At 36.3% G+C, this 19,729-nt stretch carries 16 protein-coding genes; 14 read left to right on the top strand and 2 right to left on the bottom strand.

What is annotated here, in order from left to right; genetic code table 11:
• Positions 1–4: 4 nt before the first annotated feature.
• The 7 genes from FB2170_RS13845 to FB2170_RS13815 all read left to right on the top strand — a co-directional run bounded on the left by FB2170_RS13845 (position 5) and on the right by FB2170_RS13815 (position 7,166).
• A complete protein-coding gene (locus FB2170_RS13845; protein ID WP_013307202.1) occupies positions 5–343 on the top strand; it encodes a DUF2853 family protein in 339 nt (112 codons plus the stop codon).
• 83 nt (positions 344–426) lie between these two features.
• Positions 427–1,272, top strand: coding sequence for a S1 RNA-binding domain-containing protein (locus FB2170_RS13840; protein ID WP_013307201.1), 846 nt, complete (start codon positions 427–429; stop codon positions 1,270–1,272).
• Between the two features lie 181 nt (positions 1,273–1,453).
• On the top strand, positions 1,454–2,053 hold the full coding sequence (locus FB2170_RS13835) for an SPOR domain-containing protein (protein WP_013307200.1): 600 nt from the start codon (positions 1,454–1,456) through the stop codon (positions 2,051–2,053).
• Position 2,054: 1 nt separating this feature from the next.
• On the top strand, positions 2,055–2,975 hold the full coding sequence (gene menA / locus FB2170_RS13830; protein WP_013307199.1) for a 1,4-dihydroxy-2-naphthoate octaprenyltransferase: 921 nt from the start codon (positions 2,055–2,057) through the stop codon (positions 2,973–2,975).
• 20 nt (positions 2,976–2,995) lie between these two features.
• Positions 2,996–3,754: a LytR/AlgR family response regulator transcription factor gene (locus FB2170_RS13825; RefSeq protein ID WP_013307198.1), complete on the top strand. Its 759-nt coding sequence runs from the start codon at positions 2,996–2,998 to the stop codon at positions 3,752–3,754.
• 726 nt (positions 3,755–4,480) lie between these two features.
• The gene (locus tag FB2170_RS13820) at positions 4,481–6,448 is read left to right on the top strand and encodes a sensor histidine kinase (protein ID WP_237701137.1); all 1,968 of its coding nucleotides are present in this window, start codon (positions 4,481–4,483) and stop codon (positions 6,446–6,448) included.
• Positions 6,449–6,485: 37 nt separating this feature from the next.
• Complete coding sequence (locus tag FB2170_RS13815) at positions 6,486–7,166, top strand: metal-dependent hydrolase (protein ID WP_013307194.1); 681 nt, start codon at positions 6,486–6,488, stop codon at positions 7,164–7,166.
• Here the strand turns inward: FB2170_RS13815 and FB2170_RS13810 are convergent.
• Positions 7,159–7,953 carry an SDR family oxidoreductase gene (locus FB2170_RS13810; RefSeq protein WP_013307193.1) on the bottom strand — a complete coding sequence of 265 codons (795 nt, stop codon included), beginning with the start codon at positions 7,951–7,953 and terminating at the stop codon, positions 7,159–7,161. The genes FB2170_RS13815 and FB2170_RS13810 overlap by 8 nt on opposite strands.
• Positions 7,954–7,999: 46 nt before the next feature.
• On the opposite strand from FB2170_RS13810, the gene FB2170_RS13805 reads away from it, so the two are divergent.
• The 6 genes from FB2170_RS13805 (at position 8,000) to FB2170_RS13780 (ending at position 17,015) form a co-directional block, all read left to right on the top strand.
• On the top strand, positions 8,000–9,052 hold the full coding sequence (locus FB2170_RS13805; protein ID WP_013307192.1) for an o-succinylbenzoate synthase: 1,053 nt from the start codon (positions 8,000–8,002) through the stop codon (positions 9,050–9,052).
• Positions 9,043–9,978, top strand: coding sequence for a CPBP family intramembrane glutamic endopeptidase (locus tag FB2170_RS13800; protein ID WP_013307191.1), 936 nt, complete (start codon positions 9,043–9,045; stop codon positions 9,976–9,978). Before FB2170_RS13805 ends, FB2170_RS13800 begins: the two co-directional genes overlap by 10 nt.
• On the top strand, positions 9,962–11,062 hold the full coding sequence (locus FB2170_RS13795) for an AMP-binding protein (protein ID WP_013307190.1): 1,101 nt from the start codon (positions 9,962–9,964) through the stop codon (positions 11,060–11,062). Before FB2170_RS13800 ends, FB2170_RS13795 begins: the two co-directional genes overlap by 17 nt.
• A gap of 43 nt (positions 11,063–11,105) precedes the next feature.
• Complete coding sequence (locus tag FB2170_RS13790) at positions 11,106–12,452, top strand: M24 family metallopeptidase (RefSeq protein ID WP_013307189.1); 1,347 nt, start codon at positions 11,106–11,108, stop codon at positions 12,450–12,452.
• An 8-nt stretch (positions 12,453–12,460) separates the two neighbouring features.
• Positions 12,461–15,175, top strand: a complete 2,715-nt coding sequence (locus FB2170_RS13785; RefSeq protein ID WP_013307188.1) for a hypothetical protein — start codon at positions 12,461–12,463, stop codon at positions 15,173–15,175.
• An 85-nt stretch (positions 15,176–15,260) separates the two neighbouring features.
• Positions 15,261–17,015 carry a carboxypeptidase-like regulatory domain-containing protein gene (locus tag FB2170_RS13780; RefSeq protein ID WP_013307187.1) on the top strand — a complete coding sequence of 585 codons (1,755 nt, stop codon included), beginning with the start codon at positions 15,261–15,263 and terminating at the stop codon, positions 17,013–17,015.
• Here FB2170_RS13780 and FB2170_RS13775 read toward each other — a convergent pair.
• Complete coding sequence (locus tag FB2170_RS13775) at positions 17,012–18,640, bottom strand: acyl-CoA carboxylase subunit beta (protein ID WP_013307186.1); 1,629 nt, start codon at positions 18,638–18,640, stop codon at positions 17,012–17,014. The genes FB2170_RS13780 and FB2170_RS13775 overlap by 4 nt on opposite strands.
• A 78-nt stretch (positions 18,641–18,718) precedes the next feature.
• On the opposite strand from FB2170_RS13775, the gene FB2170_RS13770 reads away from it, so the two are divergent.
• Positions 18,719–19,699, top strand: a complete 981-nt coding sequence (locus FB2170_RS13770; protein ID WP_041633242.1) for a Gfo/Idh/MocA family protein — start codon at positions 18,719–18,721, stop codon at positions 19,697–19,699.
• The last annotated feature ends 30 nt before the right edge of the window (positions 19,700–19,729 follow it).

Below are 19,729 nucleotides of genomic sequence, written 5' to 3'. Positions count from 1 at the left end.
TATTATGAGTAAAAGAGACGATTTGATCAAGAAGTACGCAGAAGACATTAAAGACAAGTTTGGTGAATCAGCTAACATGGATCTTTTGACAAAAGTAACTATAGGTTTAGGGCCATCTATTTATAATTTAGATGCTTCTAAAGTTTCAGGTGCTGATGAGAAAGAATTGGAAACTGTTAAGAACAACTATTTAATCAAAAAATTAGGAATGAGCGATAGCGCTAAACTAATGGATGGGATTAATACTGTAATGGACAAGTATGGTTCTTCAAACAAGAACAAGCACAGAGCAGTAGTTTATTACATGCTTTGCAAACACTTCAAAAAAGAATCTGTTTACTAGAATAGTATTCGAAATAAGAAAGAGCCGCTCCAAAAAGAGCGGCTTTTTTTATACCCAATGCATTTAAATCTTACTTTTGCAACATGATAGCATTAGGAACATATAATACCCTCGAAATTCTTCGTGATACGAGTGTAGGTCTTTTTTTAGGCGATGGTGAAGGGAATGACATATTACTACCAAATAAATATGTTCCAGAAAGCTACGAAATAGGAGATTCACTTACTGTCTTTTGTTATTTAGATCATTCAGAACGACCTGTAGCCACTAATTTGGAACCTGAAATCCTGGTAAATGAATTTCAATTATTAAAGGTTGTAGAGGTTAACGATTTTGGCGCTTTTCTGGATTGGGGTTTAGAGAAACATCTTCTAGTGCCTTTTAGGGAGCAGCGCAACAAAATGCAAGAAGGGAATTGGTATATAGTATATTGCTATTTGGATCCTCAAAGTAACCGATTGGTGGCTTCGAATAAAATCGATAGGTTTTTAAGCAATGATACCTTGTCCGTTAAGGAAAATGATGTTGTTGAGTTGGTGATTTCAAGACAAACCGATTTGGGTTATGAGGTAATAATCAACAATAGCCATAAAGGTCTTGTTTACTTTAATGAGGTCTTTAAAAAAATCGCCATTGGCGATAATACAAAAGGAGTTATTAAAAGAATACGCCCTGATAATAAAATTGATGTTTCGCTACAACCGCTTGGAGAAAAGATTTTGGAACCAGCTGCCAATAAGATTTTTAATCAATTGATAGCGCATGGGGGCTATTTGGGATTGCACGATAAATCTGACCCAGAATTGATAAAGGATGAGCTTCAAATGAGCAAGAAAACCTTTAAAAAAGGAATAGGTACGTTGTATAGAGCAAGGAAGATCCAGATAAAAAGTGATGGTATTTATGCAATTGAAGGAACAGTTAACTAAACGCACGAAATATGTATCTGTAAAGAGGTGTTAATCAATATAGTATCGATGAAATACATCGTTATTTATTGGCCATACCACGAAAAATTATATATTTACAACTTTAATCAAATATATTGCAGAACCATTAAACATTTTTGGTTACCTTTAGCCGATAAGACCCCTAAAAACCTAATAACACATGCCATTTATTGAAGAAAGCGATTTACTGGAATTGCATAAAGATATAGACAAGGCGCAAATAATAAACGAACGCCTTTTAGATCAAATAAAAATAAAAAACAAAGAGCTTAAGAAAAGTAAAATACAGCGTAATTTTTTGGCTGGTATTACGGCACTGTTCTTAATAGGAACCTTTGGAATAACCACCTATACTGCTGGATTAAGTACGTCAAGTGACTATGACAATAGAAACAATCTTTTGGTTTCTATTGATAGTCTTGAAGCGCATAAGGCAAGAATAGATAATCTTAGACAACAAAACGAAGAGTTGAGTTTGGTCAAGGAGTTTTATTTGGCCAAAAATTTCTTGGAGAAAGAAAAGATTTATTCTGTGCAAATAAAATCCTTCGTTGATAACAACGTCACCTTGGCTTCTGAATCACTTACCAATACTTTATTTGTTAAAACTAACCCGTTTTACTCTTATTCATTGGGTAATTTTGAGACTTTGGGTGAAGCACAGAAATTCCGTAAACAATTGGTGGACCTTGGATTTAATGATGCTTTTGTGGCTTCATACAAGGAAGGTAAACGATTACAAATAGAAGACCCATACTAGATTGCCAAAATTATCTTCTTGGATCAACGCGGCTAGATTAAGAACACTTCCACTTTCAGTTTCTGGAGTTTTAGTAGGTACTGGTCTTGCCAATTTCTATGGCAAAGGCGACTATGTGGTTTTTGTACTTGCCCTCTTGACCGCCATTGGTTTTCAAATCACATCTAATTTTGCTAACGATTATGGTGATGGCGTTAAAGGAACCGATAATGAAGAGCGAATAGGGCCAAAGAGAGCATTGCAGAGTGGATTAATATCTAGAAAAGTACTCAAAAGAGGTATAATATTTTCAATCTTCATCAATATTATCCTAGTGATAGCTGTTGTATATTTTTCCTTTGGAATTGAGAATATAGAATTCATACTATTGTTTTTAGCCTTAGGAGGCTTAAGTATTTGGGCGGCCATAAAGTACACGGTAGGTTCATCGGCTTATGGATATCGGGGTTTGGGTGATGTTTTTGTCTTTCTTTTTTTTGGATTACTTGCGGTATTGGGCTCCATGTTTCTATATACAAGGAGTTTACATGAAATGGCAATACTCCCTGCCATATCTATAGGGTTTTTGAGTACAGGAGTATTGAATTTGAACAATTTAAGAGATCATGACTCCGACAAGAATGTGGGTAAGAATACACTCGTAGTCAAAATGGGTTACGCTAAAGGAGTTAAATATCATACTGCACTTATAGCAATAGGGTTATTGTCCATTTTATCATTTATTATTTTGAATTATAAGTGTTATATACAATTAATACCACTATTGATTTTTATTCCTGTGCTATTGCACTTAAGAAGAGTATATAAGGCAAAAAGCCCGTCATTGTTGGATCCAGAATTAAAGAAACTGGCAATAAGTACCTTTTTACTATCCTTACTGTTTTATATCAGTAATAATATTTTTTGTAATTTTGAGTTGTAACTATCTAAACTACTACTGCCTTGGAACAACCTATTAGAATACTTATCGTTGAGGATAATGTAATTATTGCGGACGATATGCAATCCATGTTAGAAGAGATTGGTTATGAGATTGTAGATAATGTTATTGTCTACGAGCAAGCCGAAAAAGTTCTAAAGACCGAACAAGTTGATCTTGTTTTGATTGATATTATCCTGGCCTCGGATAAAACTGGAATTGATCTTGGAAAGCATATTCGTGAGAATTATGATATCCCATTTATTTTTGTGACCTCCAACTCCGATAGGGCTACAGTGGAAAATGCAAAAACTGTAAAACCAAATGGTTACTTGGTTAAGCCATTTGAACAGCAAGATTTGTATACTTCTATAGAGATAGCGTTGTCTAATTTTACTTACGGCACCAACAAGTCTTCTTCGGAAGCTGATGGAGTGCGGGAAGAAGATGTTCCTATGTCAAATTCTGTGCTTAAGGATTCGATTTTTGTAAAGAAACAGCATTTATATTATAGAATTCAATTTGGCGATATTCAGTTTATTAAAGCAGACAATGTGTATTTAGAGGTAAATACGGTTGATAAGAAGTTCTTGGTACGCTCCCCGCTAAAAGATTATTTGCAAAAACTACCAAATAACAAGTTTTATAGAGCACACAAGTCTTATATAGTTAATGTGGATCATATTGATGCCATAAATTCTAAGGATATTATGATCAATAATAACCTTATACCTATTTCAAAAGATTTTAAAGAATTTATCATCTCTGCGATGAATTCTTAACTTGATGACAGCAAAATAAAAAGGGGCGCATTATGCGCCCCTTTTTATTTGCAATAGCATCTTAAAGATAGTACACCACAAGAATTTAAGAATTCACAACATTTAGTTTTCGGCATGGAACTTTCCCAATACATTAGCAATGTGATACTGAAAGAGGTATTACTAAAAAGAAGTAAATAATTTTTTCATTTTCATATAGTGTTCTCGTAAAAGAGCTTTGTTTTCAATAACAGGGCTCTTTTTAGTTTTTATCATATCTGATTGTATTTTGTTCAAAAAAGGAGAAGGTTTCCCAAGATTGATTTTTCTCACAAAAACTCCATGAAACGCACAAAAAACCGATGAAATACAGTAAAATTGATGTTTGCTTCATTTCACAACAAAAAAGGTGGGTTACACAACAATATTGTAATATCAAAACTTCTATATTTTAATTTTGAAGAGCAAATTGCTTCCCAAAGCTTGCCTTTTACTTACCTAAAATTATGGGCCATTTTTTAGCCTATCTTCTTATGCTCTAATATAGATCCAAAGATCAGGACGTGTACTGCGTTTGTAGGATATTATAATAGTTTGTGGCGCTTTTAGAAAAAATAACGAGAACAATCACTAGTGTAGATATTGTTTTAATCTGATTAAAACTTTGCAAGCCGTAGGTTTGGTTTACAACAAAAATTTAATGAAACCATCATTTACAAGTAAGTTTGGTTTTGTTTTTAAATGAGTATGAAAAAACTTCTTTACAAGTCTTTTATTTTTAGCATCATTTGCTTGTTTCTTTCATTGAACTGTTTTTCACAAGATTCGGTTCCTTTGGTAGATGATGTTTACCAGAATTTTCAAAATCAGGACCAACCTCTTGAAAGATTTTCATTCTTCTTTGATACACCGAATAGGTATAAATTAAATTCTCCCTATGATTGGCTCGATTCTGTAAACAAGTATTTAGACAATGCCATTAAGAAAAAGGATTCAATTGCCATCAGGCATTATATGATCATACAATCACAAGTCTATTATGATTTAGGGGATTACAATCGCAGTTTAGCCATTTCTAGTGAACTATATGATATTAAAGATAGTTTCAATCTAGATTACAAGACAAAATTATTGGGCTTAATGGATAGCACCTATTCGCAGTTGGGCCTATATAACGAGCAAATAGATATACGTAATGAAAAGAAAGAACTTGGAATTACAGAGGACATTGCTTTTTATGATATCTACTCGAACTTAGGATTACATAATAAAGCAATGAAACTTTATATCATCGAAATGCGCAAAACCTTTGCCGATGATGATCTATTTAGTTTGGCAAAATACCATAACAACATCGGCACCTACTTGCGCTTGGATAATTCGCCTTCAGTAGCTCTTAATAAATATAAAGAGGCTAAAGGCCATCTTACGGTTTTTCTTAACAATATAACCTTGGTCAAAACCGAAAGTGAGCTGATCAGTGCCAATAACCTTATGGGTATAATTGATGGGAATATTGGAAAATGTTATTCAGAACTTGGACAGTATGAAGTTGCTATTCCTTATTTGGAGTCAGGAATTGTTGCTATTTCAGAAAATAGTAAAGGCAAGTTTTCCAGTGAAATAGTTGAAAACACTTTGGAAATCGCAAATTGCTATTTGCAATTGGAGAATTTTGAAAAAGCTGTTGAATACTTGAGTTCGGATTTATATTCAAATAAAACGAATCATATTCTTAAACGAAACAGATTACTATCATCGTATTATGATATGACCGGTAATTTCAGAAATTCAGTCGACTACCTTAAGCGTAATATGCGGATAAGGGATTCCGTTGACACCAATGAATCTGAGCTTAGAAAGCAACAGTTGGCCACTGTCATGGGGCGCGATTTGGCCAATAAGGAAGCCGTAATGAAAGCTCAAAAAGAGGACCTTGAAAAACAAAGGTTGGAAATGTCCGCTCAGGACGAGAAAATTAATTTGGTTTTCATTTCTTTGGTATTCACCTTGTTAGGCTTTGCAGGTTTGGTGTATGCCTATTTAAAAAGTATCAAGAATCAAAGATTGATCGCAGAACAAAAGCATATTATTGAAAATTCATTAATAGAGAAAGATTCTTTATTGAAAGAGATTCACCATAGGGTTAAGAATAATCTTCAAATGGTTTCCAGTCTTTTAAGCTTACAAACAAAGAATACTAGGAGCAAGGCTGCTATAGAGGCTTTGGAAGAAGGTAAGAGCAGGGTAAAGGCTATGGCCTTGATTCATCAAAAGCTATATCAAAATGATGATCTTTCGGTTATTGAAATGCAAGGCTATATTGAAAGTTTGATAAACAGCGTGCAATCGGTATATAAAAAAGGAGGTCACAATATTAATATTACAATTGATGCCGAAGGTGTAGAATTGGATATTGACCGCGCTATACCCTTTGGTTTAATGTTGAATGAATTGGTTTCCAATTCCTTTAAATATGCGTTTCCGCATGATGAGGAAAATGGTAAGATTTACATTCATTTAAGAAAACAGAATGGCCAAGAAGGTTTCTTTGAATATACTGACAATGGTGTAGGATTACCAGAAGATACGGATGAACGTGCAAAGTCATCAATGGGAATTAGGCTAATGAACCGTTTGGCAAACCAATTACAGACCAATTTGAATGTTGATAAAACTTCGGATGGTGTCCGATTTTGGTTCAATTTTAAATAGAGTTCAGTAACTTTGAGGTATTCTAAATACTTCAAAAATGAAAATCACTTTCTTAGGTCATGCTTCTCTATTGATTGAAGCTGAAAACTCAACCATTTTAGTAGATCCTTTTATTTCTGGAAATGAAAAAGCTTCTGGAAAAATCGATATTCAAGAATTGAATCCAGATTATATATTAGTGACCCATGCTCATCAAGACCATGTTTTAGACGTCGAGGCAATTGGTAAAAAGTCAGGGGCCACTGTGGTAAGCAATTATGAAATTGCAATGTATTATGAAACTAAGGGCTTAAAGGCGCACCCTATGAACCATGGCGGCAATTGGAAATTCGATTTTGGTAACTTAAAATATGTTAACGCCATTCATACCTCTTCTTTTCCTGATGGTTCATACGGCGGTCAACCAGGTGGATTTATTGTTTCAACCGAAGATAAACATGTTTACATTGCAGGTGATACGGCCTTAACCATGGATATGAAGCTTATCCCAATAACGACAAAATTAGACCTTGCCGTATTACCAATTGGGGATAATTTTACCATGGGCGTAGATGATGCCGTCATAGCTTCAGATTTTATTGAATGTGCTTCTGTTCTCGGGTATCACTATGACACCTTTGGTTATATCGAAATTGATCACAAGGATGCTGTAAAAAAATTCAAAGATTCAGGAAAGCAATTGAACCTTCTAGAAATAGGGGAATCAATGACTATCTAACTTGGCTTCTTAATACTAGTTTATGTAATAGTTTTGGGAAGAATCTTTTCATATAAATACCCTTCACTTCTCCACGACCTATATAGGCTTCAAACTTTTTGCGTTCTATAGCCCTGATCATTTTTTTTGCGAATACCTTGGTTGGCAGACCATTTTGTGTAGCCGTATCATCAGATTCTTGCATGCTTCCGTTAGCGGTCAAAGCATTTTTGGCCACATTAGTCTGTACAAAACCAGGACAGATCATTGTTACATCAATGTTGTCTTTTTCATGCTCCATCCGTAAGACATCAAAAAATCCATGTAATGCGTGTTTTGCCCCGCAATACCCAGACCTATATGGTGAACCAAATTTACCCATCAAACTTGTGACCGTAACAAAATGGCCTTTTTTATGCTCAATTAGATGTGGTAAAAGTGCCTTTGTCAAAGCAACCGTACCCAAATAATTAATATCCATGAGTTTTTTGTAGACGTTGAAATTTGTCTCTACAATTAAGGAGCGTTGACTAATACCTGCATTATTCACAAGAATATCTATAGGGCCGAAGAATGAAAGTGCTTCTTTTACCCTTATGACCATTGATTCAAAATCACCAAGATCCAACGGCAAAACGATGACATTCTCCTTATGGGTACAATTATTTTTGACGATTTTCAGCGCTTCTTCATTACGTGAAGAAATAATCAATTTGCAATTTTTCTGATCAAGGGCATAAGTGAGCGCTTCGCCAATACCTGATGAGGCACCGGTTATCCAAACTGTTTTACCATTTATCCTTTTCATTCTTTGGTTTTTAGAGCTAAAATATAGTTAAATTTGGCAGCAACGAATGAACGCAAGAGTAAAAAAATACATACTTGATTTTAAAAGACCAAGCGGCACTTCACGTGGAATCCTGACCAATAAGGAAACATGGTTTCTTATTCTGGAAGACAATGGCAATTATGGAATAGGGGAATGTGGTATGTTCAAGGGACTTAGTCATGATGACCTTCCCGACTATGAAAACATGTTGAAATGGACATGTCGGCATATTGACAAGGGTGTTGAGTATTTACTTGATAAGTTAATCAATTTTCCCAGTATTCAGTTTGGATTGGAACAAGCGTTTATTTCGCTTAACTCAAATAACCCTTTTGAGTTATTTCCATCTGACTTTACCGAAAATGAAGCGCAAATACCTATAAATGGACTTGTTTGGATGGGTGATGAAGGGTTTATGTTGGAGCAAATTCAAAAAAAATTAGAGGAGGGCTTCACGTGTATTAAAATGAAAATTGGAGCTATTGACTTTAAGACTGAAATTTCATTGCTTGAGACGATAAGGAAGAATTATTCACACGACCAGATTGAAATACGGGTAGATGCGAACGGGGCGTTTAAACCTAGTGAAGCACTGGATAAATTAAAAGTTCTTGCCAATTACGACTTACACTCGATTGAGCAGCCTATAAAACAGGGTAATTTTATTGAAATGAAAAGGTTATGTAAGCGTTCACCACTGCCAATTGCCTTAGATGAAGAACTAATAGGAATTACGACTGTAACTAAAAAGGAAGAATTGCTACATACCATAAAGCCAAAATATATAATTCTAAAACCTACATTGGTTGGTGGATTTAAGGGTAGTTCCGAGTGGATCAGGCTAGCCCAAAAATATGATATCGGTTGGTGGGTGACAAGTGCTCTTGAAAGCAATATTGGGTTGAATGCCATTGCACAATGGACCTATTCACTTAAAAATCCAATGCCTCAAGGTTTAGGAACTGGGGGTCTTTTTACAAATAACTTTGATTGTCCTTTAAAGGTAAAAAAAGGATATATTTATTACGATAATAACGAAAGCTGGAAAGCAGATTTAATTAAAGATTTATGTATATAGAACAAGGATACAAGGGAAATATTGGCATGTGGAAATATTGGATTCCCATTTTAGGTTTTTCGACCCTAATGGTCGTTAATTATATTATGACGATAAACTCTCCCATTGACCCTGATGTTATGATCAAGAGTTTTATTGACAAAGTAGGGCTTAATGTATTTTTTGTTTTAGCAATTGGCCCATTGGTGGCAGGTTTTTTTGTGATCTTGGGATGGGTTTATTTGGTTCATGGCCAGTCTATTACCTCATTGACCACATCTCGAAAAAAAGTTGATTGGAAACGGATAATATTTGCTTTTGCCCTATGGGGAGGAATTACTGCGTTAATGATCGGGGTTGATATTTTTTTGTCGCCAGAAGATTACGAATACAATTTTAAGCCAGTTCAATTTATAATTTTGGTTGTGATGGCGATTTTATTAGTGCCATTTCAAACAAGCTTTGAAGAATACCTTTTTCGAGGACATTTAATGCAAGGACTGGGAATTGCCGTAAAAAATAGGTGGGTTCCTTTGATCGTGACTTCTGTGCTTTTTGGCATTATGCACGCAGCGAACCCTGAAGTTGGAAAATTAGGGTATGGAATCATGGTATATTACATTGGTACAGGTTTTTTTCTTGGGATTTTAACCTTAATGGATGAAGGCTTGGAGCTTTCCTTAGGTTTTCATGCAGCAAACAACCTTGTGGCAGCCTTATTGGTCACAGCAGATTGGACTGCCTTTCAGACCAATTCTATTTACAAAGATGTGTCGGAGCCTACTTTGGGATGGGACGTATTTATACCCGTACTGGTGATTTATCCAATATTACTGTTTGTTTTCTCTAAAAAGTACGGTTGGTCTAATTGGAAAGAAAGACTTACAGGAAAAGTCATTGGGAAAGAGATGTATCTAGCGCAAAATACCAATGGAACTGACGTATAAAAGAGTTCATCCAAGTTTTAAGCTAAATGGTATTGCCATTACGTTCGAAGATTTGGATGAAGTTAGTTATAGTCTTATTAAAGAAGGTGAAGCTTTTGAGCATTATATTGGTGCATTTTTACTGGATTGGATTGATTCCAGCGATGAAATAATTGTTAAAACTTCTGGTTCAACGGGAGTTCCTAAGAACATAAGCATAAAAAAGCAACATATGGTCAATTCTGCTTTGGCCACTGGTGACTTTCTTAATCTTCAGGCGGGTGAGAAAGCTTTACTTTGTCTTCCTGCTGAGTTTATAGCAGGTAAGATGATGTTGGTTAGGGCAATGATTTTAGGTTTGCATTTGGACGTGGTTGAACCCTTGTCCGCTCCTTTGTCAATCACAAAGAATGACTACGACTTTTGTGCTATGGTGCCTTTTCAATTGGAAAATTCATTGATGCAAATCAATAGGGTTAAGACCTTAATTGTAGGTGGTGCGAGTATATCAGAATCCCTTAAGATAAGAGTACAAGAGGTTACAACCACGATATATGAGACTTTTGGCATGACTGAAACCATTACCCATATAGCGCTAAAAAAAGTCAATAATGCCACTAACGAAGGCTCTATAGAAGATGAGCGTTATTTTAAAACTCTACCAAATGTAACGGTTGGGAAAGATGGAAGGGGTTGTTTGGTGATTAATGCTCCAAAAATCAATAAGGAGCCCATAATTACGAATGATGTGGTAAACTTGATGTCCAAAACTGCATTTGAGTGGCTTGGCAGATTTGATAATATCATTAATTCTGGAGGATTGAAACTGGTCCCGGAGCAAATTGAAGCTAAAATGGTTTCGATTATCGATAGTCGATTTTTTGTCGCTGCAATTCCGGATGAGCGCTTAGGTAATCAAATGGTACTTTTTATTGAAGGCTCTATCGATAAAGAGGAGCTAAAACAAAAGCTTTCTTCCATAAAATCGTTCAACAAATATGAAATCCCCAAGGAAATATTTTGTGTTCCTCGATTTATTCAGACAAAAAACGGAAAATTGGCAAGGGCTGAAACTCTAGCACGTTTTTTAAATTCCAAAAGGTAATAATACTTCGATAATTTGTATTTTCATGGGATAATCCAGACTCATGAAAAAACTTGTTTTCCTATTCCTTTTTGTTTTCCCTTTAACAATCATTTCCCAACAAATTCTGCCTGAAGAAGAACGTGCTAAAGTAGTGGATGAAATATTGGCTGACCGCTTTAATAACCTTTTACCACAATTAATGGATGAAACAGGTGTTGATATGTGGGTCCTTATTTCACGAGAATACAACGAAGACCCAGTACTCAGGACTATGTTGCCAGCCACTTGGCTAAACGCAAGGAGGCGTACGATTTTGGTTTTTTACAGAGATAAGGCTAAGAAGACTATTGAGAAATTGGCCGTTGCCAGGTATAATGTGGGAGAGAATATAGTATCTGCTTGGGACAAAGTAAAGGAACCCAATCAATGGAAAAGATTAATGCAATTGATTGAAGAAAGAAACCCAACTAAAATTGGATTGAATTTTTCCAAGGACCACAATATTGCCGATGGTTTAGATAAGACCGATTACGATGAGTTTATGCAAAATTTGCCCAAGAAATTCCATAAAAAAGTAGTTTCAGCAGAACAATTGGCTGTTCGATGGATTGAGACTAGAACAGAACGTGAAATGGTCATCTTTAATCAGTTGGTCGATGTTACGCACGACATAATTGCCGAAGCTTTTTCAGAAAAGATAATAACCCCTGGCGTTACTACTACAACAGAAGTAGAGTGGTTTATGCGTCAAAAGGTAACCGACTTGGGGCTGGAGACTTGGTTTCATCCTACTGTAGATGTGCAGCGAACAAGTGAAGAATTAGTAAGTCATTTGTATTCGTTTTCTGGTCGACCTGATGATATGATTATTCGACCTGGTGATTTATTGCATTGCGATTTTGGCATAACCTATTTGCGTTTGAATACCGATTGTCAAGAACTGGCTTATGTTCTAAAGCCTGAGGAAAAAGCAGCTCCAAAATTTCTTATTGATGGTTTGAAAGCTGGAAATCAGGTTCAAGATTTCTTGACAACAAATATGATAAAGGGGCGGACTGGAAATGAGATATTAGCAAAAGCTTTGCAAGATGCCAAGGCAGCAGGGCTTCGTCCTGCTATATACACACATCCACTTGGGCTTTATGGTCATTCTGCTGGTACCACCATTGGAATGTGGGATGCCCAAGGTGGTGTTATGAAAGATGATGGTGAAAACTACCCATTGAACGAGAATACCGTTTATGCCATTGAGTTGAATACTACCATTACAATTCCTGAATGGAAAAGAGATATTCGTATCATGCTTGAAGAAGCGGGCTTTTACGGTGAAGATGGTTTTAGATATGTAAATGGCAGACAAACTGAATTGTTATTGATTCCACGAGTAAAGTCTCATCAGGGCAATTAAAATGAGCTATGAAAAAGGTCTTGCTCTTTCTTTTGTTATTTCAAGGCCCATGGTCGCTTTTCTCCCAAGATCAAAAGACAAGTTTACCAAGTTCATCTGCTGAAAAGATTTATCTTCAGTTGGATGGAGGTGTTTATACTACAGATCAGACTGTTTGGTTTAAGGCGATTGTCGTAAATGCCTCATATCATGAATCAAGTGTAGATAGTGGGGTTCTTCATGTTGAATTAATCGATGAGAAAGGTCAGATTACTGAAAAGAAATTAGTAAAGCTTACTAATGGTTTGGGACAAGGCTTTTTTGAATTGAATCAAACATATGAAGCAGGTTTATATTTGGTTCGGGCCTATACGGAATGGAATAAAAATTTTGGGGACGATTTCGTATTTAATACTTACATAGACGTATTTTCAAACACTATAGATAAAAAAGAAGCCCCTATTAGTGATATCTCCCTGATAGAAATGCAAAAAGGGGAATTTATACTAAAAGCAACACTTAAACCCCATTTATTGGATGAGAAACATCGTAACAAACTCAATGTTTACTTAGCGTTTGATAAACAGAAAGATTCCCTTGTTATAAAAAAAAGTAAAGACAATACCTATCAATTATTACATTCGGTACCGTTTAATGCAAGTTTTGTCAAGCTTACACTTGTTACCGATAATCTAATTCGCCATTCACAAACCGTTGTACTTAATGATAAATATCTTGATATTCAGTTTTATCCTGAAAGCGGCCGAATGGTGCATGGCTTGACTAACAAAATAGCTTTTAAAGCGCTTGACTATTCTGGAAAAGGTACATATGTGGCAGGAGATGTTGTTGACGAAAACGACAGTATTGTTAAAACTTTCGGCAGTAACCCAAAGGGTATGGGTACTTTTCTTATTCAGGCAAACAAGAACAAGGCGTACTATGCTAGAATTCCTTCTCATTCAAATCAGGGCCTGTTTCAAAAGTATCCGCTACCAAAGGTCGTTGATAAAGGCAGTATTCTTTCAATTACAAAAGCGGGTAAAAACATTAGAATAAAGGCTTTTTCCAACTATAAGGAAACCGATAGTGTATTTATACGGGTAAGCTGTAGAGGAATTGACCATTATCTTATTGAAGGAACGTTTAAAGATAGGCTATTAATTGCCCAACTACCTGCGAATGAACTTCCTGAGGGTATTCTGGCATTTTCAATGTTGGACCAAAATAAAATGCCAACTGCAGAAAGGCTTTATTTTAACGAATTACCAAGAAATAGACTAAGAATAGAACTTAGTACCGATAAAGAGAGTTATGGTCATCGTGAAAAAACCGAATTGAAGGCGCAGGTATTTGGTCAAGATAGACAAGCTGTAGATGCCAACCTATCTATACTTGTCATAAACAGAGACCAATTGGGGGAACTACAAAATCGTCGTGTGAACATCTTGTCCTATTTTTTATTGGATTCTGAATTAAAGGGTCCTATTGAAGACCCACGATATTATTTCAATTCTGAAAATCGGGAAAGGGTTAACGATTTAGATGCTCTATTACTAACTCAAGGTTGGCGGAAATACAATTATAGTGAGGGGCATAGGGATACCATAATGTATCAAACTGAACCTACACTACAGTTAGGTGGTACCGTCAATGCTAATTATTCAAAAAAAAAGCAGTTTGGCGGTGTAAACCTGAGCATGATGACCTTTGGGGAAACACCATCCTTTTATAATCAGGTAACTGATAGTTTGGGGCGATTTAAATTTCAATTACAGGATGAATTTGGCCCACCTATAAAGGCACTAATTCAGAGCGCGAACAAGTCGGGGAAAAAGAGGAGTTATGCGATTACCTTAGATGCGACGGAAACGCCTGACATAGTAATTGACTCCAGAAAATCTATAGAGAAGCTGGATAGTGTGGTTCATTTAATTGCTGAAAAACACCGCGAACGAAGAACAATTGAAGATTCCTATAAACCTGATTATGGGGTTACAGCGCTTGCTGAAGTAATTGTAGAAGGTCAAAAATTGACTCCCCAACGAAAAAAAGTAATAGATGAATACGGAGAACCAGATATAGTGATTCCTGGTACAGAAATAAGAGATAAAGAAAAAAAGTGGTCTTATGGTTTGTACAGTGTGCTATTGTTCAATTATCCTAATGAGATTAGTATAGAGCAATTTCCTGATGGCTTTATGTTGGCCCATATCAATGGCGGTGGTACGACATTGGTGGTTATTGATGGCATACCCGTTTTGGACTTTCAATACCCCTTGATACCCCATATTTCACCGTCCGAGGTCAAGAGCGTGGAACTAATAAAATACATCAAGAATTTTGTCAAGTTATATACAACTGTCTTTTCTGATTATGCTATTGAAAGCATACCCAAATTAGGCAGTGTTATCGCGATCTTTACACATGCCGGTAAGGGCATTTCAGGGGTACATAAGGCAAAAGGGCTTTCTCAAAATTTAATCCCAGTATTTTCTCCCACGAGACAATTTAATGCACCTAATTATAATAAACCTAATACAAGTACAGCATTCCAACCCGATTTACGATCATTGATACATTGGGAACCAATTGCAGAAGTTAATAGTGATGGAAGTTTTGTAACATCATTTTATAATGCGGATACATCTGGGAAAATGTTGGTTATTGTAGAAGCCATAACCGAAAACGGAGAGATAGGCTACACGGAAATGGTCTATCCAGTCAAAAATGAAAGGCCATGAGCATTTTCGAAAGCAAAGACACCTCTCTTAAAAACATAATTTCAGTGTGATTTTTTTGGAATAATTCTTTATAATCAACCCTTTTATGAAAACAATTATTTATTTGTTTTTTTTCTTTTTCATTTTAAATGTTGAGGCACAAAATTCGGTCAATCAAATCAGGGGTAATGTAACTAATTCAGGTAAGCCACTTTCCAATGTAAATGTTTTAATTAAAGGGACTTCGATTGGTGTTCAAACCAATAGTAAAGGAGCGTATTCAATCAAAGCCAAGCCAAAAGATGTGCTGATTTTTTCCTATGTAGGTATGCAAACGCTAGAATTAATGGTGGAAGACCATACTTCAATTATGGACGCAGAGCTTTTGCCAAAAGTTGAGTTGTTGGATGAAGTTACTGTAAAAAAGAAAAGACCCTTTACCCAAAAAGAACTATTGATAGCATACCCCAAGAACAAGAGTTTAATAAAGACTTCTCGAGGTATCTTGGACAAAGATCGTGCTTCTTTTTCTTTACGGGTCATTGATGGTAAAGAGCTAATTCCCGTGGGAACGGATTTTTTATACTCTTTACAAAATCTGTATCCGCAAATGAAGGTAATTCGTGAATGTGAACCAATTGACCCAATTTGTCCAAAAGTTATTTTACAAAAATGGAGCAGTGGTGCACGGCCTACGGCGATTTTTGATGTGGATGGATTCATTTATGAAAAGCCTCCAACTTTCATACAAGTGAACGATATTGAAAGAGTTGCTATAATGGTGAGAAACGGGGCCATATCAAGATATGGTCCACAGGGTATTGGGGGCGTCATCATCATAAACACTAAGAGTAAGACTTGGATGGATGATATCTCGATAAAGCGGACCTATGACAATTCTGGTCTAAGGGATAGCCTAATCTTGGCACTGAACACAATTGACAAATACGCACCAGATTTTCCTAATTATTTGAAGAAGTTCGATGCTGCAACATCTATGGGAAAAGCGCTTAAGATATTCGATGACTTGAAAAAAGAGTACGGGGATACACCCTATTATTTTATTGAGGTTTCCGATTTTTTTAATAGAAGATGGAAGAACAGAGAAAAAGCAGGGGAATTACTCGATGTTTTGCAAAGGGATTTTCCACAGGACGTGGCTGCCCTTAGGGCATCTGCCTATAAATATGAAATATTAGGCCAGTATGGTAAAACTTTAAAGACCTATTTGAAAATTTTATCATTGAATTCAAGAGCCGCCCAATCGTTTCGAGACGTAGCGAACACTTATAACGAGCTGGGTAATTACCGTAAGGCTCTTGCTTTTTATACACGTTATGAAAAGGCCATCAATGAATTAGACAGTATTCCTTTTGATGCCAATGGTACAGATATACTTATGACGACGGAAGTTTCCAATATTCTTAAAATGAATGAAGAACAACTCAGCAAAAAAAAGAATACAATTGAAGAGGCAATGGTCACGTCAAGTACAAGATTGGTATTTGAATGGAACAATGACCAAGCTGAATTTGAACTTCAGTTTATAGATTCTGATGATTCTACTTTTAATTGGAAGAAAACCAAAAATGAAACTGATGAATTATTTCAAAATCAAGTGCAAAAAGGGTATAGCACCAAGCAGCTGTTTTTTGAAGATGAATTGAATGCACAATGGAAAGTAAACATTAATTACTTGGGTAACGGATCAAACTTTCCAACATACTTGAAAGTAACATCGTTTTTTGATTATGGTAAACCATCACAAAAGAAAGAAATAAAACTTTTCAGACTTTCAAATGAAAATCAGAATGTCCATTTATTCACAATGGATATAGGGTTAAAGCAAATATTGAATTAAACTTGCAACACTCCCATATTAAATGGTTTTTCAATTGGTGCATGATTTGCTGCCTCTATTCCCATTGAAATCCATTTACGAGTGTCCAACGGATTTATGATAGCATCTGTCCATAATCGTGCTGCTGCATAATAGGGTGAAACTTGATTATCATATCGTTGTTTTATTTTGCCATACAACTCATCTTCTTTAGCTTTTGTAATGGTTTCGCCTTTCTTTTTTAAAGAAGCTTTTTCAATTTGCAGCAACACTTTCGCAGCTGAATTTCCACTCATTACGGCCAATTCGGCGCTTGGCCAGGCAACAATAAATCGTGGGTCATAGGCCTTGCCACACATGGCATAATTCCCGGCACCATAACTATTCCCAATTACGACGGTGAATTTTGGTACGACCGAGTTGCTAACAGCATTCACCATTTTAGCCCCATCCTTTATTATTCCGCCTTGCTCGCTTTTACTTCCAACCATGAACCCAGTAACGTCTTGGAGAAACACCAATGGTATTTTCTTTTGATTGCAATTGGCTATAAAACGGGTCGCTTTGTCTGCAGAATCAGAGTAAATGACACCGCCAAACTGCATTTCTCCCTTGGCTGTTTTTACAACCTTACGTTGATTGGCTACAATACCAACTGCCCAGCCATCAATCCGGGCATATCCTGTGAGTATGGTCTTACCATAGCCCGCTTTATATTCTTCAAATTCTGATTTGTCGACCAAACGATTTATGATTTCATGCATATCATATTGCTCTGATCTCGATGCAGGAAGAATCCCAAAAATATCCTCAACATTTTCCTTGGGCTTTTGTGTTTTTGAACGATTAAAGCCCGCCTTTTCAAAATCTCCGATTTTATCTACAATGTTCTTTATCTTATCAAGGGCATCTTTGTCATCTTTGGCCTTGTAATCTGTAACGCCGCTTATCTCGCTATGAGTAGTTGCCCCACCCAATGTTTCATTATCAACCTCTTCGCCAATGGCCGCCTTTACCAAATAGCTACCTGCTAAAAAAATACTGGCTGTTTTGTCAACGATAATTGCCTCATCACTCATAATGGGTAAATAGGCGCCACCCGCAACACAACTTCCCATTACTGCCGATATTTGAGTAATGCCCATACTACTCATTACCGCATTGTTCCTGAAAATGCGCCCGAAGTGTTCTTTATCTGGGAAAATTTCATCCTGCATGGGTAAAAATACGCCTGCACTATCAACAAGATAGATGATGGGTAACCTGTTCTCTATGGCAATTTCCTGGGCTCTCAAATTCTTTTTCCCTGTGATGGGAAACCATGCACCTGCCTTAACCGTGGCATCGTTAGCAACAACTACACACTGTTTTCCTTGTATATGACCAATTTTAATTACAACACCACCTGACGGACATCCGCCATGCTCCTCATACATGTTTTCACCAACCAAAGCTCCAATCTCTATGCTTTTTTCATCGGAGTCCAACAAATAAGAAATTCGTTCACGTGCTGTCATTTTTCCTTGTGCATGCTGTTTTTCAATACGTGCCTTACCTCCACCTAAATTTACCTGTGCAAGTTTCTTTCTAAGGTGGGATAATTTAAGTTTGTTCTGATCTTCGTTTTTGTTGAACTTAATGTCCATATAGTATCCGATTTATAAAATATTGGGTTAAAGATAAGGAGTAAAATTGATTACATTTGGGATTTATCTAAAATGAATATGGAACGAAAAATCAAATGGGGAATTGTTGGATTGGGTGGAATCGCTAATAAATTTGCCAGCGACCTTCAACTTGTGGAAAAAGCAGAAATAAGTGCGGTTGCTTCTCGTAGTATAGAAAAAGCGAAAGATTTTCAGAGTGAGTATAATGCCACACACGCTTTTGGCAGTTACACAGAGCTCTTCGAAAATGATGAAGTTGAGGTCATTTATATTGCTACCCCGCACACTTCCCATAAGGAATTGAGTATAGAGGCCATGAAACATGGAAAACATGTTCTTTGCGAAAAACCAATGGGGATGAATCTGAAGGAAGTTGAGGAAATGGTTGCCGTGGCCAAGGAGAATAATGTCTTTCTTATGGAAGCCCTATGGTCCCGTTTTAATCCAGCTATTCGAAAGGTAAAAGAATTGGTTGATGATGGTACTATCGGGGAATTAAAATATTTACATGCTGATTTCGCTTTTTATGCGCTCGACAGACCTGAGGATGGCAGGTTGTTGAATCCAGAACTGGGTGGAGGAACTTTATTGGATATTGGTATTTATCCAATTTTTATTTCTTATCTATTATTAGGAAACCCAGAAAGTGTTATTTCTAAATCTAAATTCTATAAGACCGGGGTTGAAATACAGACATCTATGCTCTTCGAGTATAAAGAAGCGCAGGCTATACTTTATAGTGGTTTAAATTCCGGGTCTAAAATGGAGGCTGAGATATCAGGTAGTGAAGGCACATTGTTTCTAAAGCCTCAGTGGCATTGCGCAGAAGGTTATTCCATTAAAACAGGGGACAAGGTTGAGCATGTTGATATGCCAACACTCGGGAACGGGTATACCTTTGAAATTGAAGAGGTACATGATTGTTTATTGAACAATAGATTGCAGAGTGAGCTTTGGAGCCATCAAAATAGCCTTGATTTGGCCCGACTAATTCAGGATATTCGGACTGAAAACAACATTACTTTTCCATTTGAATGATAAAGGTCTTGTTGATTACAGATTAATCCT

The organism is Maribacter sp. HTCC2170, from assembly GCF_000153165.2.
GTDB lineage: Bacteria > Bacteroidota > Bacteroidia > Flavobacteriales > Flavobacteriaceae > Maribacter_A.
This window is presented reverse-complemented; position numbering and strand designations above follow the sequence as displayed.